General features: G+C 60.5%; 20 protein-coding genes. 15 read left to right on the forward strand and 5 right to left on the reverse strand.

The window, feature by feature from the left end; translation table 11 throughout:
- Window positions 1-121: 121 nt before the first annotated feature.
- Window positions 122-1066, reverse strand: a complete 945-nt coding sequence (locus tag ACMGG9_RS18325) for an MBL fold metallo-hydrolase (RefSeq protein WP_414161616.1) — start codon at window positions 1064-1066, stop codon at window positions 122-124.
- A 206-nt stretch (window positions 1067-1272) separates the two neighbouring features.
- Between ACMGG9_RS18325 and ACMGG9_RS18330 the strand changes: the two genes are divergently transcribed.
- Window positions 1273-2244: a patatin-like phospholipase family protein gene (locus tag ACMGG9_RS18330; protein ID WP_047025553.1), complete on the forward strand. Its 972-nt coding sequence runs from the start codon at window positions 1273-1275 to the stop codon at window positions 2242-2244.
- A 97-nt stretch (window positions 2245-2341) separates the two neighbouring features.
- On the opposite strand, the gene ACMGG9_RS18335 is transcribed toward ACMGG9_RS18330, so the two are convergent.
- Window positions 2342-3697, reverse strand: a complete 1356-nt coding sequence (locus tag ACMGG9_RS18335; protein WP_033644155.1) for a 2-hydroxycarboxylate transporter family protein — start codon at window positions 3695-3697, stop codon at window positions 2342-2344.
- Between the two features lie 326 nt (window positions 3698-4023).
- Here ACMGG9_RS18335 and ACMGG9_RS18340 point away from each other — a divergent pair, with 326 nt between their 5' ends.
- Both ACMGG9_RS18340 and ACMGG9_RS18345 read left to right on the forward strand, forming a co-directional pair.
- Window positions 4024-5616, forward strand: coding sequence for a sensor histidine kinase (locus ACMGG9_RS18340; RefSeq protein WP_033644156.1), 1593 nt, complete (start codon window positions 4024-4026; stop codon window positions 5614-5616).
- A 33-nt stretch (window positions 5617-5649) separates the two neighbouring features.
- Window positions 5650-6336, forward strand: a complete 687-nt coding sequence (locus ACMGG9_RS18345; protein ID WP_033644157.1) for a response regulator — start codon at window positions 5650-5652, stop codon at window positions 6334-6336.
- A gap of 16 nt (window positions 6337-6352) precedes the next feature.
- On the opposite strand, the gene ACMGG9_RS18350 is transcribed toward ACMGG9_RS18345, so the two are convergent.
- Window positions 6353-6616, reverse strand: coding sequence for a hypothetical protein (locus tag ACMGG9_RS18350; protein WP_342193183.1), 264 nt, complete (start codon window positions 6614-6616; stop codon window positions 6353-6355).
- Window positions 6617-6742: 126 nt separating this feature from the next.
- Between ACMGG9_RS18350 and proV the strand changes: the two genes are divergently transcribed.
- The 3 genes from proV to proX all read left to right on the forward strand — a co-directional run bounded on the left by proV (window position 6743) and on the right by proX (window position 10115).
- A complete protein-coding gene (proV, locus tag ACMGG9_RS18355) occupies window positions 6743-7945 on the forward strand; it encodes a glycine betaine/L-proline ABC transporter ATP-binding protein ProV (RefSeq protein ID WP_414161617.1) in 1203 nt (400 codons plus the stop codon).
- A complete protein-coding gene (gene proW / locus ACMGG9_RS18360; RefSeq protein ID WP_042785249.1) occupies window positions 7938-9044 on the forward strand; it encodes a glycine betaine/L-proline ABC transporter permease ProW in 1107 nt (368 codons plus the stop codon). The genes proV and proW overlap by 8 nt, the downstream gene beginning before the upstream one ends.
- Before the next feature lie 69 nt (window positions 9045-9113).
- Window positions 9114-10115 carry a glycine betaine/L-proline ABC transporter substrate-binding protein ProX gene (gene proX, locus ACMGG9_RS18365; protein WP_033644160.1) on the forward strand — a complete coding sequence of 334 codons (1002 nt, stop codon included), beginning with the start codon at window positions 9114-9116 and terminating at the stop codon, window positions 10113-10115.
- Window positions 10116-10145: 30 nt separating this feature from the next.
- Here the strand turns inward: proX and ACMGG9_RS18370 are convergent, their stop codons facing one another.
- Window positions 10146-11024, reverse strand: coding sequence for a LysR family transcriptional regulator (locus ACMGG9_RS18370; RefSeq protein WP_042785250.1), 879 nt, complete (start codon window positions 11022-11024; stop codon window positions 10146-10148).
- Window positions 11025-11129: 105 nt separating this feature from the next.
- On the opposite strand from ACMGG9_RS18370, the gene ACMGG9_RS18375 reads away from it, so the two are divergent.
- From ACMGG9_RS18375 to emrB, 7 genes are all read left to right on the forward strand, one after another.
- Entirely contained in the window at window positions 11130-12329 is a 1200-nt protein-coding gene (locus ACMGG9_RS18375) for an MFS transporter (RefSeq protein ID WP_047025549.1), read from the forward strand.
- Window positions 12330-12450: 121 nt separating this feature from the next.
- The gene (locus tag ACMGG9_RS18380; RefSeq protein WP_033644163.1) at window positions 12451-13197 is read left to right on the forward strand and encodes an AzlC family ABC transporter permease; all 747 of its coding nucleotides are present in this window, start codon (window positions 12451-12453) and stop codon (window positions 13195-13197) included.
- Complete coding sequence (ygaH, locus tag ACMGG9_RS18385) at window positions 13187-13534, forward strand: L-valine transporter subunit YgaH (RefSeq protein WP_033644164.1); 348 nt, start codon at window positions 13187-13189, stop codon at window positions 13532-13534. The genes ACMGG9_RS18380 and ygaH overlap by 11 nt, the downstream gene beginning before the upstream one ends.
- A gap of 162 nt (window positions 13535-13696) precedes the next feature.
- Window positions 13697-14215, forward strand: a complete 519-nt coding sequence (mprA, locus tag ACMGG9_RS18390; protein ID WP_004928879.1) for a transcriptional repressor MprA — start codon at window positions 13697-13699, stop codon at window positions 14213-14215.
- Between the two features lie 28 nt (window positions 14216-14243).
- Window positions 14244-15695 (forward strand): efflux transporter outer membrane subunit, encoded by a 1452-nt coding sequence (locus ACMGG9_RS18395; protein ID WP_033644165.1) that lies wholly within the window; start codon window positions 14244-14246, stop codon window positions 15693-15695.
- Window positions 15696-15718: 23 nt separating this feature from the next.
- Window positions 15719-16891 carry a multidrug efflux MFS transporter periplasmic adaptor subunit EmrA gene (gene emrA / locus ACMGG9_RS18400; protein WP_016929855.1) on the forward strand — a complete coding sequence of 391 codons (1173 nt, stop codon included), beginning with the start codon at window positions 15719-15721 and terminating at the stop codon, window positions 16889-16891.
- Between the two features lie 17 nt (window positions 16892-16908).
- Window positions 16909-18447, forward strand: coding sequence for a multidrug efflux MFS transporter permease subunit EmrB (gene emrB, locus ACMGG9_RS18405; protein ID WP_033644166.1), 1539 nt, complete (start codon window positions 16909-16911; stop codon window positions 18445-18447).
- A 60-nt stretch (window positions 18448-18507) separates the two neighbouring features.
- On the opposite strand, the gene ACMGG9_RS18410 is transcribed toward emrB, so the two are convergent.
- Window positions 18508-19596, reverse strand: coding sequence for a tRNA/rRNA methyltransferase (locus ACMGG9_RS18410; RefSeq protein ID WP_033644167.1), 1089 nt, complete (start codon window positions 19594-19596; stop codon window positions 18508-18510).
- A 207-nt stretch (window positions 19597-19803) separates the two neighbouring features.
- Between ACMGG9_RS18410 and trxC the strand changes: the two genes are divergently transcribed.
- Window positions 19804-20223, forward strand: coding sequence for a thioredoxin TrxC (trxC, locus tag ACMGG9_RS18415; protein WP_004928868.1), 420 nt, complete (start codon window positions 19804-19806; stop codon window positions 20221-20223).
- Window positions 20224-20337: 114 nt separating this feature from the next.
- Window positions 20338-21027 carry a tRNA-uridine aminocarboxypropyltransferase gene (locus ACMGG9_RS18420; RefSeq protein ID WP_047573925.1) on the forward strand — a complete coding sequence of 230 codons (690 nt, stop codon included), beginning with the start codon at window positions 20338-20340 and terminating at the stop codon, window positions 21025-21027.
- The last annotated feature ends 25 nt before the right edge of the window (window positions 21028-21052 follow it).

The raw sequence follows: 21052 nt of genomic DNA on the forward strand, positions 1-21052 counted from the left end.
CGTTAATCATGCACTCTTTATCACGGCGAATAAGCCCCGATTCTCTGGCATCATCATCCCAAATTATCGAACAATGTCCCCAAGGCGCTTACGATGGCCGCCCGTTGGGCGGCCATCGCCATTACAGCGCGCCGTAGTTCAATGGCACCCAGGCGTAACCGTCGCCCTGGCGGTTCAAATACCCCAACCCCGGGAACGACAGGTGTGCGCCCCCCACCAGCTCGCTCTGCCGCGCGCTGTCGCCAAATATCCGCAGCCGCTGAGCGACCGCCGCCTTGGCGTCATTATCAAAGCTGATAGCCACCTTCGGATGCGGCATCTGCACCGCCGCCACGTGGATCAGATCCCCCAGTAGCAACAGCTTCTGGCCCTGGCTGGTCACCTGATACACGCTATGCCCCGGCGTATGGCCGTGGGCGGCAAAGGCGGCAATGCCCAGGGAAAGCTCACCGTCGCCGCTGAACGGCTTAAAGTGGCCGGCCGCCTGATACGGCTTGATCACTGCCTGAGCCCTTTCGAAGTTGCTTTTACTGCCCGCGCTAGCCTGTTTCAGTTTGTCCGCGCTTAGCCAGAATTCCGCGTCCTGGCTGGCGGCACGCACCACCGCATTGGGGAATACCGCCTTGCCGTCGTGCGTCAGCCCGCCGAGGTGGTCCGGGTGCATGTGGGTCAGGTAGATCTCATCCACCTGCTCCGGCTGGTAGCCCGCCGCACGCAGGTTATCCACCAGCTTGCCCAGGCCGTCGCCCAGCAGTTGGCCGGCGCCGCTGTCGATCATCACCAGCTTGTCGCCGGTATTGATCAGATAAGCATTGACCGACGTGACCACCGGCAGGCTTTGATGCTGCTCGGCTACCCCGGCGGCGATCTGCTGCGGCGTACGGCCCAGTAACAGCTTATCCGCCGGCAGGCGAATAATGCCGTCGGACAACGCGGTCACTTCAAAGCTGCCCAGCATGATGCGGTAAAATCCCGGCGTCGGGGTTTTGGCCTGCGGCGCGGCGGCGCCGGCCTGTAACGACATAACGGCCAGCGCCGCGCCCAACAGACAACGTTTCCAGAACATGATGACTCCTTGTGAGAATTGAACAGCGCTAAGTATTGACGCAAAAAGCCCGATGCGCCTGTTTAATAAATGCCTTTGATAAATATATAAATAATATATTCATTATGAATAATTTTGTTTGCCGAGCCACACAACCCCAATCCATATTTTCTCGTGCGCCGCTTCGTTATTTTTCTTACTCCCTAAACCACGAGTAAGGAAATATGATGAGCTATCAATTCGAAAACCTGGTCTTTGAAGGCGGCGGCGTAAAAGGCATCGCCTATGGCGGCGCACTGGAATTGCTGGAGGCCAAAGGCATCATGCCGCAGATCAAGCAAACCTCCGGCGCCTCAGCGGGCGCTATCGCCGCGCTGCTGGTCGGGCTGGGCTGCAGCTCGGCCGACGTGACCAAGATTCTGTCGGCGATGGATTTTAAAAAATTCCTCGATTATAACGGCGGTTTTTTCGGCACGCTCCAGGACGCCTATCGCCTGTTCAATCAATACGGCATCGCGCCCGGCGATTATTTCTATCAATGGTCACGCGATATTATCAAACAATATACCGGCAACCCGGATATTACCTTCGAACAGTTCGAAGCGATGAAAACGGCGAAAGGGTTCAAGTCGATTTACTTTATCGGCGCCAACCTCAACAGCGGCCAGCGCGAAGTCTATTCGCATCGCACCACGCCGCGCATGAAAGTGGCGGATGGCCTGCGCATTTCGATGTCGTTCCCGTTCGCCTTCGTGGCGAAGAAAAATGCCCTGGGCGACCTGTGCATCGACGGCGGCATGATCGACAACTACCCGGTGCGGCTGTTCGACTATGACTTCTCCGCCACGCCGCCTTACATCGACAGCACCAGCCAGCGCATCAACACCCGTACGCTGGGCATTCGCCTGGACTCCGCCAGTGAAATCGCTCAGGCCGCCGGTCAGGCCGGCCCGCGCACGCCGGTCAACAACCTGTTTGATTTCACCCTGGCGGTGGCCAACGTGATGCTGGACATCCAAACCAAGGTGCATCTGGACAGCGATGACTGGAAGCGCACCGTGTATGTCGACACGCTCGACGTCGGCACGCTGGAGTTCGGCATCAGCGAGGAGAAGAAACGCGCGCTGATCGAATCCGGCCGTCGCGGCGTAGAGCGCTACTTCGCGTGGTACGACGCCGCCATGAAGCAAGCGGCGTAACCGGCAGTTCCCCGCCCGCGCGTCGGGCCGGCGCGCGGGCAAAAAAAATCCCCGCGGGGGCGGGGAAAGGCAAAGTAACGCTAAGGATTTATAGGAGTTATACGAAGAACTTGGCCAACACCAGCAACGACAGCGAAACGTTGATAGCGCCGCCGATACGGGTTGCGATCTGGGCGAACGGCATCAACGACATGCGGTTGCCGGCGGTGAGGATCGCGACGTCGCCGGTCCCGCCCTGCCCGCTCTGGCAGCAGGAGACGATCGCCACGTCGATAGGATGCATGCCGATTTTCTTGCCGACGAAGAAACCGGTCGCTACCAGCGCGCTGACGGTGGTGACGATCACGATCAGATTCTGTACGGTGAACGCGTCCACCAGTTCCTGCCACGGCGTGATGGCTACCCCGACGGCGAACAGGATGGGATAGGTCACGGCGGTGCGGAAGAATTTGTACACCACCTGCGAGCCTTCCTGAATGCGCGGCGACACCCCGTGCGCCAACTTCACCGCCACGGCGGCGAACAGCATGCCCACCGGCGCCGGCAGGCCGATCAGACGGTGCAGCAGCATGCCCACCATATACAGCAGAATGGCCAACAGCGCGCCGCAGGCGATGGTGCTGACGTCCACCTTGCCGCTGATTTTTTCCACCGCGCTCATGTCGCTTTCACCCTGCTTGCTCGGCATCAGGCTGCCTTCGCCGGTCAGGTGGGGATAACGCTTGCCCAGTTGGTTGAGCAGGCCGGCGATGACGATAGCGGTCAGGCTACCGAGCATCACGATAGGCAGAATGCGCCCCAGCGCCACGCCCTGCTCCATGTGCAGGATCGCGGCATAGCCCATCGACAGCGGGATCGCCCCTTCACCTACGCCACCGGCCATGATCGGCAGGATCAGGAAGAAGAAGATCTGGAACGGTTCCAGGCCCAGCGCCATGCCGACGCCCATCCCCACCAGCATGCCGACGATCTCGCCGCACAGCATGGGGATGAAGATGCGCAGGAAGCCCTGGATCAGCACCTGGCGGTTCATGCTCATGATGCTGCCGACGATGATGCAGCAGATGTAGAGGTAAAGAATGTTGGTCGATTTGTAGAACTTGGTGGTCGACTCCACCACCACGTCCGGCAGCAGGCCATAGTGCACCAGCGCGGAAGGAATGAAGGTGGCGCAGATCGCCGCCGCGCCCATTTTGCCGATCAGCGGCAGGCGCTTGCCGAATTCGCCGCAGGCGAAACCGAAGAACGCCAGGGTGGCTACCATCACCACGATATCGCTCGGCAACTTGCCTTCCAGGCAGTCGAGCAGAATCAACACGCCGGCCAGAATAAAGAACGGTAACGGAATAATCCCTACTTTATAATTATCCAGTATCCGCCACCATTTCTCACGCAGAGGAATATCAGCGGCCTTGTCTTTGGCTACGAGGTAAGAATCATCTGTTGTGCTCATAATCTGGCCTCTTATTAGTTTGTTCAGCCATCATAGAGAAGCGCACGGATTATCTGCTGTGATTATGTTCAAAATTAAAAAGGGTTTTTAATGGTGGTTATGGTTTCTATGGAGTTAATTAAGATTATGTAAAAATCAGCGTGGTTTTAATGGCATTAATGCCGTTTTTATTTTAAAGCTTATCAACTTTATCGCAGACGAACAATTCTCGTCCGGTTCACTCTAATCCCGTGTGAGGGATCACAAGTTGATCGGGCGCAATATTACACACCCCGTATCTCGTGATAGGGTAAGGCTTCAGGATCTCTTTACGGTGAAGCTCCGCCATGCGCCTTAAACTCTCATTTCAAATCAAGCTGTTTCTGTGCCTGGTGGCCTTCTCCTGCCTGCTGCTGAGCTGCATCGGCGCCTACACCTATTACCAGCTGGATGCGCAGCTGCACCGCGATCTCGGCGCCCGCGCCCAGGTGCAGGCGCGTGAAATCGCCCTTATCCCTTCGTTGGTGGATGCCGTAGAAAAAAACGACGCCGCCAGGATCGCTGCGTTGATGAAAAAAATCCGCGCCAGCAGCGACGCCAGCTATATCGTCATCGGTGATAATCATGCCCGTCATCTCTATCATTCCGAATATGAGGGCCGCCTGGGCACGCCGATGATCGGCGGCGATAATAAAGAAGTATTGGAAGGAAAAAGCATTATTTCCATTCGCAAGGGCGGCATCGGCGTTTCATTACGCAGCAAGGCGCCGATTCTGGATGAAAATAATCACGTCATCGGCATCGTTTCCGTCGGCTATTTGAAATCGCATATCGATAATTTAAATGCCAGGACATTAACGCAAATTATCGGTTCCATCGTGCTGCTGCTGATCGCCCTGTTCGTTTTTTCCTGGCTGCTGTCGAAAAACCTCAAACGCCAAATGTTCTGGCTGGAGCCGAAAGAGATCGCGCTGCTGGTGCGCCAGCAAAAAGCGCTGCTGGAAGCCATCTATGAGGGCGTGATCGCCATCGATCCGCAGCTGCGGATCATCACCATCAACCATGCGGCGCGTGAGCTGTTGGATCTGCATCAGCCCGCCACAGGCCTGCTGGGCCGGCCGATCGGCGACGTGATCCAGGCCCAGCCGGACTTTTTCGCCGTCGCGCACTTGGAGCACGACACCCATGACGAGGTGTGCCGCTTCAACCACGTGCGGGTGATCGCCAGCCGGGTGCGCATCATGCAGGAGCAGGAGCTGCAAGGCTGGGTGATCAGCTTCCGCGACAAGAACGATATCAATACCCTGAGCAGCCAGCTCAGCCAGGTGAAACGCTATGCCGACAACCTGCGCATCATGCGCCACGAGCAGCTGAACTGGACCGCCACGCTGGCTGGGCTGCTGCATATGCAGCGCTACGACGAGGCCATCCGCTATGTGGAAGCCCAGTCGGAGGGGGCGCAGGAGATCCTCGATTTCATCTCGCAGCGCTTCAGTTCGGCGGCGCTGTGCGGGCTGCTGCTGGGCAAATACTCCAGCGCCAGAGAGAAAGGCATCGAACTGCGTTTCGATCCGGCCTGCCAGCTGCGGCAGATCCCGGCGGCGCTGAATGAGACCGAACTGATGTCGATCGTCGGCAACCTGCTGGATAATGCGGTGGAGGCGACGCTGCACTGCCCGGCTCCGCACGACGCGATCGAACTCTATATCAGCGACGGCAGCGACGAGCTGGTGATCGAGGTGGCGGATCGCGGCACCGGCATCGCCGAGGAGATTCGTGATACGCTGTTTGAACAGGGCGTGACCACCAAAGCGGATAAAAGCGACCACGGCATCGGCCTGCATCTGGTCGCCAGCCACGTGGCACAGGCGCACGGCAGCATAGAAGTGTCGGACAACGAGCCGCACGGCGCGATATTCTCTATATTTATCCCTAAATAAAACCCATAACCCGATTTTTTTGAGCACCCGATTATGTCACACCAAACACTGGACGTTCTGATCGTGGAAGATGAGCCGCAACTGGCGACGCTGCACGCAGAGTTCATCGAGAAAAATTTCAACCTGCGGGTGGTGGCCTACGCCGCCACGCTGGCCGAAGCGCGGGCCAAAGCCAACGAGCATCAGCCGCGGCTGATCCTGCTGGACAACTTTCTGCCGGACGGCCAGGGCATTGAGCTGATGGAAGAACCGGCGGTAAAGAATCCCGCCTGTTCGGTGATTTTCATCACCGCCGCCAGCGACATGCATACCTGCAGCCAGGCGATCCGCAACGGCGCCTTCGACTACATCATCAAGCCGGTGTCTTACAAACGGCTGCGCAACTCGCTCGAGCGCTTCATGCAGTTCGTGCAAACCCAGCGCACCTTCAAAATCATCGATCAGGACAATGTCGATGCGCTGTACAACCTGCAGTCGAAGCAGTTCTCCAGCGAACCGAGCGCCAAAGGCATAGAAACCAACACGCTGGAGCTGGTGCAGGCGCTGTTTATCGCCCAGCCGGCGGTGGCGCATGCGGTGGAAGACGTGGTCGAACAGGTCGGCATCAGCAAAACCACCGCTCGCCGTTATCTGGAATATTGCGTCGCCACCCAGTTCGTGCGGGTGGAGATGCTGTACGGCAATATCGGCCATCCGCGCAGGCTGTATCGCAAGGCCTGAGGCTGCCATCTGGCTGTCATACTAAGGCGATAACATGACGCTCGACGATATCCCCCTCGATATCGGCACCTGTCGTTAAAACTGATGAAATACTGATGACTTTTGCCCGGCCTCTGGTCGGGTTTTTTATTATCCGAACGGCAGGCGCGGCGCCCAAATATCCCTCTGCGCCACACCGTATTATTTCCCCAAAAACCAAACCATTATGGCGAATAATGGCCGTTAATTTTGAGTCACGGGCCAAATTACCATAACTAATTAAAACCTTGATGTAAACCACTAATATCCCATTTAAATGACATTGAGGGTTGTCTCAGATATTCACTGTGTTAGGGTAAAAAGCTCTTTTATTTTGCTAAGGACAGCCCATAACGCTTTAATTAAACCAGAGGAAACAGCAAATTGCATGGCAATTAAACTCGAAGTAAAGAACCTGTATAAGATATTTGGCGAGCACCCGGAACGCGCATTCAAACTGCTGGATAAAGGTCTGACAAAAGATCGGCTGTTTGAAAAAACCGGCTTATCGCTCGGCGTAAAAGACGCCACTCTGGCCATTGAAGAAGGCGAGATATTTGTCATCATGGGGCTCTCCGGTTCCGGCAAGTCCACCCTGGTACGCCTTCTCAATCGTCTGATAGAACCCACCCGTGGTCAGGTGCTGATCGACGGTGAGGACATCGCCAAAATATCCGACACCGCGCTGCGCACCGTGCGGAGAAATAAGATCAGCATGGTATTTCAGTCATTCGCGCTAATGCCGCACATGAATGTTCTGAATAATACCGCCTTTGGCATGGAATTAGCCGGAATACCGCTGCAGGAACGCCAGGAAAAAGCGCTGGACGCCCTGCGTCAGGTCGGGCTGGAGAATTATGCGCTGTCTTATCCGGATGAATTATCCGGCGGCATGCGTCAGCGCGTGGGATTAGCCCGCGCGATGACCAATAACCCGGATATATTATTGATGGACGAAGCCTTCTCGGCGCTCGATCCGTTAATTCGCACCGAAATGCAGGATGAGCTGGTGAAATTACAGGCTCAGCATCAGCGCACCATCGTGTTTATTTCCCACGATCTGGACGAAGCGATGCGCATTGGCGATCGCATCGCCATCATGCAGGGCGGCGAGGTGATCCAGGTCGGCACGCCGGACGAGATCCTCAATAATCCGGCCAACGACTACGTGCGCACCTTCTTCCGCGGCGTGGACATCAGTCATGTGTTCAGCGCCAAGGATATCGCCCAGCGGCGTCCGGTGACGCTGATCCGCAAAACCCCCGGTTTTGGCCCCCGCTCGGCGCTGCAGCTGCTGCGCGATGAGGACCGTGATTATGGTTATGTTGTTGAACGCGGGAAGAAATTTATCGGCGTGGTGTCGATAGAGTCGCTGAAAAAGGCGCTGTCCGCCAATCAAACGCTGGACGATGCCCTGCTTGAGGCCCCCGCCGCCGTGCCGGCCGACACGCCGCTCAGCGATCTGATCTCCCTGGTCGCCCAGGCGCCGTGCGCGGTGCCGGTAGTGGGCGAAGAACATAACTATCTCGGCATCATCTCCAAGGCCATGCTGTTGCAGGCGTTGGACAAGGAGGGCTCAGCCAATGAGTGATACCACGCAAACCCAAGATCCCTGGGCTACCGCACCGGCCGATGCCGGCGCCGCCCCAACTCACGATGCCGCCGCCAACGCCGGCGACGCCTGGTCCAGCGCACCGCCGCCGGCCGCTCATGACGCCGCCGGGCAAGGCGCCGATTGGCTCAGCAGCGCCCCGGCGCAGCCTGAGCACTTCAGCCTGCTTGATCCGTTCCATAAGGCCTGGGTGCCGTTTGATTCCTGGGTCACGCAAGGCATCGACTGGCTGGTGCTGCACTTCCGCCCGCTATTCCAGGGCATCCGCGTGCCGGTAGACGTGATCCTGAGCGGCTTCCAGCAATTGCTGTTGGGCATGCCGGCGCCGATCGCCATTCTGGTGTTCTCGCTGGTCGCCTGGCAGATCGCGGGCCTCGGCATGGGCGCCGCGACGCTGCTCTCTCTGGTCGCCATCGGCGCCATCGGCGCCTGGTCGCAGGCGATGGTTACGCTGGCGCTGGTGCTGACCGCGCTGTTCTTCTGCATCCTTATCGGCCTGCCGCTCGGCATCTGGCTGGCGCGCAGCAAGCATGCCGCCAAAGTGATTAGGCCGCTGCTCGACGCCATGCAAACCACCCCGGCCTTCGTCTATCTGGTGCCGATCGTCATGCTGTTCGGCATCGGCAACGTGCCGGGCGTGGTGGTGACCATTATCTTCGCGCTGCCGCCGATCGTGCGTCTGACCATTCTTGGCATCAAGCAGGTGCCGGAGGATCTGATCGAGGCCGCCGAATCCTTTGGCGCCAGCCCGCGCCAGCTGCTGTTCAAGGTGCAGCTGCCGCTGGCGATGCCGACCATCATGGCCGGCGTGAACCAGACGCTGATGTTGGCGCTGTCGATGGTCGTCATCGCCTCGATGATCGCCGTCGGCGGTCTGGGCCAGATGGTGCTGCGCGGCATCGGCCGGCTGGATATGGGCCTGGCCGCCATCGGCGGGGTCGGCATCGTGATCCTGGCGATCATTCTCGATCGCCTCACCCAATCGCTGGGGCGCGATCGCCGCAGCAAGGGCATCGGCCGCTGGTACCGTCGCGGCCCCATCGGGCTGTTTACCCGTCCATTTATCAAACAAGCCTGACGCTTTTCCCGCCGGCGGCTGCGGCCCCGGCGGGCCAGGGCACCACCACATCAAAAGAGGGGAAACACTATGCGCACCACGGGCATCTGGGCTCTCGCCCTGACGACACTGATTGGCTCACAGAGCGCCATCGCGGCGGATTTACCCGGCAAGGGAATAGCGGTACAGCCGGTGCAAAGCACCATTTCCGAAGAGACGTTCCAGACGCTGCTGGTCAGCAAGGCGCTGGAAAAACTGGGTTACGACGTGAAGGAACCGCGCGAAGTGGATTACAACGTCGCCTACACCTCCATCGCCTCCGGCGACGCCACCTTTATCGCGGTCAATTGGGATCCGCTGCACGCCGATCAGTACAAGGCCGCCGGCGGCGACGCCAAGTTCTACCGCGAAGGCGTCTACGTCAACGGCGCCGCACAGGGCTACCTGATCGACAAGAAAACCGCCGAGCAGTACCACATCACCAACGTCGAACAGCTCAAGGATCCCAAGATCGCCAAGCTGTTCGACACCAACGGCGACGGCAAGGCCGATCTGACCGGCTGCACCCCGGGCTGGGGCTGCGAGGCGGTGATCAACCACCACATCAAGGCCTATGGCCTGAGCAATACCGTCGAACACAACCAGGGCAACTACGCGGCGATGATCGCCGACACCATCACCCGCTACAAAGAGGGCAAACCGGTACTGTATTACACCTGGACGCCGTACTGGGTCAGCGATGTGATGGTGCCGGGCCGCGACGTGGTCTGGCTGCAGGTACCGTTCTCTTCCTTGCCGGGCGAGCAGAAGAACGTCGATACCAAGCTGCCTAACGGCGCCAACTACGGCTTCCCGGTCAACACCATGCGCATCGCCGCCAACAAGCAGTGGGCCGAAGCCAACCCGGCGGCCGCCAAGCTGTTCGCCATCATGAAGCTGCCGATCGCCGACATCAACGCGCAAAACCTGCGCATGCATGAAGGCCAGGCTTCGGAGGCCGACATCCAAAACCACGTCAACGGTTGGATCAAGGCGCATCAGGCGACCTTCGACGGCTGGGTGAAAACCGCCGCCGAAGCGGCGAAGCCGTAACCGATCGGGGACGCCGTCTCTGCCGCGCCCCTACCCCGCCAGATCGATGCCGCTGAACTGTAAAAAACGGGCCGCGGCGTTCGACAAGGGCTGCGGCCAGATGCAATACACCTGGCGCCGCGGCCCGTCTTCAATCGGAATCGACACCAGCGCGCTTAAGCGTTGCGCGGTCGAGATCGGTACGATACCCGCCGCCAACCCGCGCCGCACCAGATTCTCCAGCCATTCGATATGATCGATCTCAAAACTGACGTGCCGGCGGATGCCCGCCGCCTGAAAGGCGCGGTCGGTTTGGCGCCGCGCGCCGGTGCCGCTGTAGAAATCCACCAGCGGCACTTCCGCCAGCGCCTGCAGGTTAACCCGCTCGCGGTTGGCCAGCGGGTGCTGCGGCGCCACCAGCGCCACCAGCGGCTCATCGGTCAACTGCCGGTGCGACATCGGCAGCAGATCGACATCGCCGGGCCAGATGCCGACGAACGCCATATCGCACTTCTGCTGACGCACATCCTCCAGCAGGGCTTCGCTCATGCCAACGTACAGGCGGATGTTCACCGCCGGATAGTGGCGATGAAACTTGTCGAGCTTTTCGGTCAGATCAATCGCGTTTATGGTTGAAATCGTGCCGATGGTCAGGGTGCCGGACACCGCATCGCCGGCGGCGGTCACCTCCTCCACCAGCGCCTGCTGCGCCGCCAACAGTCGCTGCGCCGAGGGTATGAAAGCCTGGCCGGCGGGGGTCAAGCGCACCCGGCGCGAAGTACGTTCAAACAGCGTACAGCCCAGCTCTTCTTCCAGTTTGGCGATCTGGTGGCTGAGCGCCGACTGCACCGTATGGCAGCGCTGTGCCGCCCGGGTGAAACTCTGTTCTTCCGCCACCGCCAGCGCATAGCGGATCTGTTTCAGGTTCATGGCATCTATCTTGAAATGAGATAAATCAAATGAAAATTATACATTGGTTTCCAGACGCGCGTTGCCGGATACTGCGCGCCATCTTCTTTCCGTGATGAAAAAACCATGAGCCAACAAAACGCCCATCCGGGCCTCAGCCCGGCGCTGACCGTGCTGATCGCCATCGCAACCGGCCTGGCGGTCGCCAGCAACTATTACGCGCAACCGCTGCTGGAAACCATCGCCACCGGTTTCAACCTGTCGGTCAATCAGGCCGGCTTTATCGTCACCGCCGCGCAGCTCGGTTATGCAACCGGCCTGCTGCTGCTGGTGCCGCTCGGCGACATGTTCGAGCGCCGCGGGCTGATCGTGTTCATGACGCTGCTGGCCGCCGGCGGCATGCTGATCACCGCCACTTCCGCCACGCTGCCGATGATGATCCTCGGCACCGCGCTCACCGGGCTGTTCTCGGTGGTGGCGCAGATCCTGGTGCCGCTGGCCGCCACGCTGGCCCACCCGGAAAAGCGCGGCAAGACCGTCGGCATCATCATGAGCGGCCTGCTGCTCGGCATCCTGCTGGCACGCACCGTCGCGGGCGCCTTGGCGTCGTTCGGCGGCTGGCGCACCATCTACTGGGTCGCCAGCGTGCTGATGATCCTGATGGCGCTGATCCTGTGGCGCGCGCTGCCGCGCTATAAGCAACACTCCGGGCTGAACTACCCGCAGCTGCTGGCCTCGATCTTCAGCCTGTTCTGCCGCACGCCGCTGCTGCGCACCCGCGCCATTCTCGGCGCCCTGTCGTTCGCCAACTTCAGCGTACTCTGGACCTCAATGGCCTTTCTGCTCGCCGCGCCGCCGTTCAACTATTCCGAAGGGGTGATCGGGCTGTTCGGCCTGGTGGGCGCCGCCGGTGCGCTGGCCGCTTCGCGCGCCGGGCATCTGGCAGACAAAGGCAAGGCCGGGTTGACCACCACCGTCGGCCTGGTATTGCTGCTGCTGTCCTGGATACCTATCGCGCTGGCTAAACAATCGCTGTGGGCGCTGATCGCCGGCATCCTGATCCTCGATCTGGCGGTGCAGGCGGTACACGTCACCAACCAGAGCGTGATGTATCGCATCATGCCGGAGGCGCGCAACCGCCTGACCGCCGGCTACATGACCAGCTACTTTATCGGCGGCGCCCTCGGTTCGCTGCTCTCCGCGTCCGCCTATCAGCATGCCGGCTGGTACGGCGTAGCCGCCGTCGGAGGGGTGTTATGCCTGCTCAACCTGCTGACCTGGTGGCTCGGCAAGCATCACGATCCGCAGGGGCCGGCGGCAATCTGATTATCGTGCAAATAGTCACTAAAGAAATTTATTAGCGGTGCAGGGTATAAACATTACTTACTCTCTGGTAATGTTCTGGGCATAAACTATTGACGACCTATCTACCCTGCGACCCACAACCATGCAAAGCCAAGCTGCAGACAGCCTTACTCCGCCCGCCGTCAGCGCCACCTTCGCCAACGGCGTCGTCGACAGTTTGCCGATCGTCATCGGGTACGTGCCGGTGGCGTTCGCTTTCGGCCTCAGCGCCGTCAAACTGGGCTTTTCCCCGCTGGAAAGTATTTTCTTCTCCTGCATCATCTACGCCGGCGCCAGCCAGTTCGTGATCACCGCCCTGCTGAGCGCCGGCATGTCGCTGTGGGTCTCCGCGCTGACGGTAATGGCGATGGACGTGCGCCACCTGTTGTATGGCCCGGCGCTGCGTCACCGCATCGTCTCGCGCCTGTCGCCCGGCAAAACGGCGCTGTGGGCCTTTGGCCTGACCGATGAGGTGTTCGCCGCCGCCACCGCCAGGCTGATGCGCAATAACCGCAGCTGGAGCGAAAACTGGATGCTGGGCATCGCGCTCTGTTCCTGGCTCTCCTGGGTAGCCGGCACCGCGCTCGGCGCGCTGTTCGGCAACGGCCCGCTGGAGCAGTTCCCGGTGATCGAGGCCTCGCTCGCCTTCATGCTGCCGGCGCTGTTTCTCAGTTTCCTGCTGGCCGCTTTCCGGCGCCCGCAGAGCCTGACCATCGCCGCCGCGCTGGCCGGCGCGCTGCTCGGCGTGGTGCTGTTCTCCATTCCGGTCGCCATTTTGGCCGGCATCGGCGCCGGCTGCGCCGCCGCCCTGTTCCAACCCCCGCACGCGGAGGCCAGCCATGAACACTGATGTGCTGGTGATCGGCCTGGTGGTGGGCTGCGCCAACTACCTGTTCCGTTATCTGCCGCTGCGGCTGGCGCCGGCGCGCGCTCAGCCCGGCATCAAACGCGGCAAAGCCGCCCTGCTGCTCGACAGCATCGGCATCGCCTCCATCTGCGCTCTGCTGGTGGTCTCCAGCACGCCGGTGGTGATGCGCGAACCGGACAAGCTGCTGCCGACGTTAGCGGGGTTCGCCGCGCTGGCGCTGTGCTTCTACCGCAGTAAAAGCATCATTCTGTCGACGCTGCTCGGCGCGACGGCCTTTGGCGTCACATTAAAATTGTTAATGTTTTTCGGCCCTGGCTGACGCCGCCTCCGACCGTTTGGCTTCACACTGGCGTTTTCAGGCGTCACATCTTTACAAACACTGACAAATGACACGAATTGCTAAATTATCCGCACGGCTGAACATTTACATTATTTGTCACCGTCGTTACTATCTCGAACGAAATTAATGAGGCCCTAAATTATGGAAAGCTCGTTTGCCCCCATAGAACAAATGCTGAATTTCCGCGCCACGCGGCAGAAAGATTTCCCTTATCAGGAAATCCTGCTGACCCGTCTGTGCATGCACATGCAAGGCAAGCTGCTGGAAAATCGCAATAAGATGCTGAAAGCGCAGGGGATTAACGAAACACTGTTTATGGCGCTGATTACCCTGGATGCGCAGGAAAGCCACAGCATCCAACCTTCTGAGCTAAGCTCTGCCCTGGGCTCCTCGCGCACCAATGCGACCCGCATCGCCGACGAGCTGGAGAAGCGCGGCTGGATCGAGCGCCGGGAAAGCGACAACGATCGCCGCTGCCTGCATCTGCATCTGACGCCGCAGGGGGAAGAATTTCTCAGTCAACTGCTGCCGCCGCAGCACCAATGTCTGCATTTCCTGTGGTCCACGCTGACCGACGATGAGCAAAAACAGCTGGAACAGCTGACGCGCAAATTGCTGGCACGTCTGGATCAAATGGAAATCACAGAACAGTTACCCTAATTCACAATTTCTGTTCAGGTACCTACTTATGCGATCCCCATTTCACTGGAGATTCACACCGCTGTTCGCCGTGTTGCTGCTGGCCGGGTGTGCTTCTACCGATAATATTGCCCCGCAATCCACGCTGATGGATCCGCAGAGCCTGCAGTTGGCTCAGCCGAAAGTCAGTTCGCTGGCCGTCAGCCCGCAGTGGTGGCGCGCCCTCAAGGATCCGCAGTTGGACGCCTTGATGACGCAGACGCTGCAAAGTTCGCCGACCCTGCGTCAGGCCGCCGCCCGCGTGCGCGAAGCGCAGAGCGTGGTAGGCGAAGCCAACGCCGCCAACGGGCCGAACCTGGATCTGAACGCCAGCACCCAGCGTCAGCGCGTGCCGCAGAACGTCAATATGGGGCTGGGGTATCCGCATAAGCCGATCTATTCAAGCTCCAACTCGCTGGGGTTGAACCTGGCGTACGAGTTCGACTGGTGGGGCAAATACCGCAACCAGGTGAACGCCGCCAAGGCGCAAGTGAACGCAGCGCGCGCCGAGCAGGAACAGGCGGCGCTGACGCTGACCAGCTCGGTGGCGTCCGCCTATTATCAGCTGCAGAGCAATCTCGCGCTCGAGAAGCTGCTGCAGCAGGAAGTGAACAACAACGAGCGCCTGACCGCGCTGCGCCAACAGCGCTATCAGGCCGGCCTGACCGGCGTCGACGTGCCGCAACAAACCCAGGCGCAGTCCGACGTCGCCAAACAGCAGATTCTGCAGCTGCAGTCGCAAATCGAACAGCTCAGACACCAGCTCGCCGCGCTGGCGGGCCAGGGGCCGAACGCCATGCAGCACCTGCGTCAGGTGCCGCTGCCTGCAGACAACCTGATGGCGCCGCAGGGCGAACTGACGGCGGATCTGCTGGGCAAACGCCCGGACATCGCCGCGCAACGCCAGCTGGTGGAGTCTTACAGCCAGCGCGTCAGCGCCGCGCGTAAAGAGTTTTACCCCAGCCTGACCATTTCAGCCTTCGCCGGCCTGATGACCACCAATACCAGTGGCACCAGCCCGAATCTGTTTGAAGCGGCCAGCCAGGCCTGGAACGTGATGCCGGCGATCTCGCTGCCGATCTTCCACGCCGGGGCCCTGCGCAGCAAGCTGGGCGAGGAATCCGCGCTGTATGACGAAGCGGTGGAATCCTACAACCAAACCATCCTGAATGCGGTACAGGAAACCGCCGACGCCATCACCATCCAGCAGAGCTCTGCACAACAGCAGCTGCAGGCGGCGTCCGCGGCCCAGTCGATGCAACAGGTGTATCAGGTCGCCAACGCCCGTTACCAGGCAGGGATTATCGGGCGCGACGATCTGTTGACCAGCCAGACGCAGCTATTGCAGCAGCAACAGGCGGAGTTGAATGCCAGCAGCAATTTACTGCAGGCGAAGATAGGACTGATCCGCGCGTTGGGCGGTGGCTATCAGGCCCCGGCCGCAGCGGATTCGAAAGCATAATAATATAAGGCTTGGAGAACACCATGAGCGCAAGCGCGGAAACCCAAAACCCGCAGCAGCCGAGCGGCAAAAAGAAGCAGCGCAAATTTTGGCTGCTGTTGCTGACGGTTATTTTCATTGTTATAGGGGTGGCTTATTTAGTGTATTGGTTCCTGGTGCTGCGTCATCACCAGGAAACCGACGACGCCTACGTCTCCGGCAACCAGGTGCAGATCATGGCCCAGGTGTCCGGCAGCGTGAACAGCGTCAACTTCGACAACACCGACTACGTCAAGCAGGGCGACGTGCTGCTGACGCTCGATCCGACCGATGCCGAGCAGGCGTTTGAACGCGCCAAAACCGGCCTGGCCAACAGCGTGCGTCAGACCCACCAGCTGATCATCAACAGCAAGCAGTATCAGGCCAACATCGCCTTGCGCAAGACCGATCTGAGCAAGGCCGAGAACGATCTGAAACGTCGCGTGGTGCTGGGCAGCGTTGACGCCATCGGCCGCGAAGAGCTGCAACACGCTCGCGATGCGGTCGACAGCGCCAAAGCCGCGCTGGAAGTGGCGGTGCAGCAATACAACGCCAACCAGGCGATGGTGCTGAACACCCCGCTGGAACAGCAGCCGGCGATCCAGCAAGCCGCCGCGCAGATGCGCGACGCCTGGCTGGCGCTGCAGCGTACCAAAGTGATCAGCCCGATTACCGGCTATGTCTCGCGCCGCAGCGTGCAGGTCGGCGCGCAGATCGCCGCCGGTTCGCCGCTGATGGCGGTGGTGCCGGCCGATCACATCTGGGTTGACGCCAACTTCAAGGAAACGCAGATCGCCAATATGCGCATCGGCCAGCCGGCGACGGTGGTCAGCGACGTCTACGGCGACGACGTGGTGTATCAAGGCAAAGTGGTCGGTATCGACATGGGCACCGGCAGCGCCTTCTCGCTGCTGCCGGCCCAGAACGCCACCGGCAACTGGATCAAGGTGGTGCAACGTCTGCCGGTGCGTATTGAGCTCGACGCCAAGCAGGTGGCCGACCATCCGCTGCGCATCGGTCTTTCGACGCTGGTGACCGTCGACACCGCCAACCTGGACGGCCGCGTGCTGTCTGACGTGGTGCGCGACAAACCGCTGTATCAGAGCGACGCGCTGGCGTTGAACCTGGCGCCGGTTAACCAGCTGATCGCCGACGTGATCCATGCGAACGCCGGCTAAGCGCGCGGGAGGCCATCTTGCCACAGAAACCGCTTGAAGGCGCCCAGCTTGCCTGGATGACGGTCGCGCTCGCCATGGCGACCTTCATGCAGGTGCTGGACTCCACCATCGCCAACGTGGCGATCCCCACCATTGCCGGTAACCTCGGGTCTTCCAACTCGCAGGGCACCTGGGTGATCACCTCGTTCGGCGTGGCGAACGCCATCTCGATCCCGATCACCGGCTGGCTGGCGAAGCGCATCGGCGAAGTGCGGCTGTTCCTCTGGTCCACCGCGCTGTTCGTTCTCGCCTCCTGGCTGTGCGGCATCTCCAACAGCCTCGGCATGCTGATCTTCTTCCGCGTGATCCAGGGCGTGGTGGCCGGGCCGCTGATCCCGCTGTCTCAGAGCCTGTTGCTGAACAACTACCCGCCCGCCAAGCGAGCGATGGCCCTGGCGCTCTGGTCGATGACCGTGATCGTCGCGCCGATCTTCGGGCCAATTCTCGGCGGTTACATCAGCGACAACTACCACTGGGGTTGGATCTTCTTCATCAACATCCCGATCGGCGCCTTCGTTATCCTGGCGGCGATGGCGACGCTGAAGGGGCGAGAAACCAAAACCGAGATCAAGCCGATCGACACCGTCGGCCTGGTGCTGCTGATCGTCGGCATCGGTTCGCTGCAGGTGATGCTCGATCAGGGCAAGGAGCTGGACTGGTTCAACTCGACCGAGATCATCACCCTGACCGTCGTGGCGGTCGTGGCGCTGCTGTTCCTGGTGGTCTGGGAACTGACGGACGATCATCCGGTGGTGGATTTATCGCTGTTCAAGTCGCGCAACTTTACCATAGGCTGTCTGTGCATCAGCCTGGCGTACATGCTGTATTTCGGCGCCATCGTTCTGCTGCCGCAGCTGCTGCAAGAGGTGTACGGCTATACCGCTACCTGGGCGGGGCTGGCGTCGGCGCCGGTCGGGCTGATCCCGGTGCTGCTGTCGCCGATCATCGGTAAGTTCGGCAACCGGCTCGACATGCGCAAGCTGGTGACTTTCAGCTTCATCATGTATGCCGTGTGCTTCTACTGGCGCGCCTATACGTTTGAACCGGGCATGGACTTCGGCGCTTCGGCCTGGCCGCAGTTCGTTCAAGGTTTCGCCATCGCCTGCTTCTTCATGCCGTTGACCACCATCACGCTGTCCGGCCTGCCGCCGGAACGCATGGCGGCGGCATCGAGCCTGTCGAACTTTACGCGAACCCTGGCGGGGTCGATCGGCACCTCGATCACCACCACCCTGTGGACGCAGCGCGAATCGCAGCATCACGCGCAGCTGACGGAGTTCGTCAACCCGTACAATCCGCAGTCGCAGGAGATGTACCGGCAGCTCGAGCAGCTCGGCATGAGCAAGCAGCAGGCGTCGGCCTACATCGCCAACGAGATCACGGCACAGGGGCTGATCATCTCCGCCAACGAGATTTTCTGGCTGTCGGCCGGGGTATTCCTGGTGCTGCTGGCGCTGGTGTGGGTAGCGAAACCGCCATTCAGCTCCGGCGGCGGCGGGGGCGGCGGCGCTCACTAAGCTTCAATAAACGAAACGGGCGCCCTGAGGCGCCCGTTTTTTTATTCGACGTAATGAAAATCACGCCTGATTCTGACGCCACCAGTCTGCCAGCAGAATGCCGGTCGCCACGGAAACGTTCAGGCTTTCTACCTTGCCGGTGCCGCCGATAGACACGTTCATATCGCCCTGCTGCCAGGCGCTGTCGCTGAGGCCGTCGCGCTCCTGGCCCAGCACCAGCACCATCTTGGCCGGCAGCTTGGCCTGCGCCAGCGCGGTGCCTTTGTGGCTGGAGGTGGTGACGATGGTGTAACCCGCCTTGCGGAAGGTATCCAGCACCGACAGGAAATCATCGGCGTTGATCGCCTTGATGTGCTCCGCGCCGCCTTCTGCGGTACGCACCGCCGCGCCGGATTCCAGCAACGCCGGATCCTGCAGCAGCACGCCGTTGACGCCGAAGTGGGCGCACGAACGGACGATGGCGCCCAGGTTATGCGGGTTGCCGACTTCTTCCAGCGCCAATACGCAGTCGGTCGCCGGCGCAGTTTTCAGGTAGGTCTGCGCATCCAGGCCCTGACGCTTTTTGATCAGGAAGCAGACGCCGCCGTGGTGCTCGGTGCCGGAAGCCTTGGCCAGCTCTTCCTCATCCACCACGTGGTAGGCTTTGCGGTTAGCCGCCATCCAGCGCAGCGCTTCACGGAAGCGCGGCGTGACCGACTGCACGAACCAGGCGCGCACGATCGCTTCCGGACGGCTGGCGAACAGCGCCTGACAGGCGTTCTCACCGTAAACGCGGGTTTCTTCCGCGCGCTGGCGGCGCAGCTGTTCCGGATCGATAAAGCTTTTGCCGCTGATGCCGCCGTGATCGAACGCCGGCTCTTCACTCGGCGCGCGCGACACGGTTCTCCACGGCGACTCGTTGCCGCCGCGATCTTCAGAGCGCGCCGGACGGCGAGGACGATCGCTTTCACTGCGGCGGGAATCGGCTCCGCGACGGTCATTGCCGCCGCGCGCCTTGTCTTGACCGGTGCGGCCCGAGCGCGCACCGTCAGCCGGACGGCCTTTGCCGGCCGGACGTTTATTCTTGTTGCGGTCGTCGCCGTTGTCGTCGTCGCTGCGGACGTACATCACTTTGACCTTACCGTTCTTGCCACTAAATGAATCGTTCATTGTCTTCTCCACCAACGCGCAGGGCGCGAAGATTACCTGATGTTGGTGCATGAAGCCACCAACTTGCGCTAAAAGCTCCCAACTATCACATCCATTGAACAAACCTCATTGTTCATGCGCCGGGTTTTGCCGATAATCGTCAGCATTAAAGAAACATCTCCGCAACCGCGTTGCGGGGACCCGGCTTTCTCAGTACCCGAGGTCAACATGAATACAGTTTGTGCAGCTTGCAATGCCACCAACCGTGTGCCGGAAGAACGTCTGGCGGACAACGCGAAATGCGGCCGCTGCGGCCATGAGCTCTTCGACGGTGAAGTGATCAACGCCACCGCCGCCACGCTGGACCAGTTGCTGCAGGACGATCTGCCGGTCGTGGTCGATTTTTGGGCGCCGTGGTGCGGCCCGTGCCGCAGCTTTGCGCCGATCTTTGAAGACGTGGCCGAAGAGCGCGCCGGCAAAGTGCGCTTCGTGAAAGTGAACACCGAAGCCGAGCCGGAACTGAGCGCCCGTTTCCGCATCCGCAGCATCCCGACCATCATGGTGTTCCGTCAGGGCAAGATGGTCGACATGCTCAACGGCGCGATGCCGAAGGCGCCGTTTGACAACTGGCTCAACGAGTTAGTGTGATTCGGCAAGTATAGGCCGTATCCCGCCATCGCGCGCGAACGCGCCCCGATCGAGCCCGCCCCTCCCGGCGGGCTTTTTTCTGCGTTACAATAGCGGTTTTTCCCCAGGATCGTTATGACCGACAACGCCGTACTTCGCCTGCGCCAATTCCGTTTAGACCGCGCCACCCGCCCCTTTCTGGCGCGCGGTTGCCGAGTGGCGCGTTGTCAGGGGTGCCTGCTGCCGCATAAGAACTGCCTGTGCGACACCATTCGCCCGCAGCAGGCCGGCAGCCGTTTCTGCCTGATCATGTTCGGCGCCGAGCCGCTCAAGCCCAGCAACACCGGGCGCCTGATCGCCGATATCCTGCCGGACACCCAGGCGTTCCTCTGGTCGCGTACCGAGGTCGATCCCGCCCTGCTGGCGGCCATCAACGATCCGACACGGCAGCCTTACGTGGTGTTCCCCGCGTCCTACGCCGACGCCGAGCGGCCGGTGTTCAGCGAACTGCCCGTCGGCGGCAAACCGCCGCTGTTCATCATGCTGGACGGCACCTGGGCGGAAGCGCGCAAAATGTTCCGTAAAAGCCCGTATCTCAATCAATTCCCGGTGTTTTCACTCAACGTCGACGCCGCATCGGCCTACCAGCTGCGCGAAGCCAGCCGCGCCGAGCAACACTGCACGGCGGAAGTGGCCGCCGCCCTGCTGCAACAGGCGGGCGATATGCCGGCCGCCGACGGATTGAATCAGCATTTCCGCTATTTCCGTCAACAGTATCTGGCGGGAAAACCGACCCGACCGGAGGCACCGGTCACAGCAATGTAGCCATAAAGCGCCTAAAATCAGGCGT

Source organism: Serratia sp. BNK-10 (genome assembly GCF_047456065.1).
GTDB classification, from domain to species: Bacteria; Pseudomonadota; Gammaproteobacteria; order Enterobacterales; family Enterobacteriaceae; genus Serratia; species Serratia ureilytica.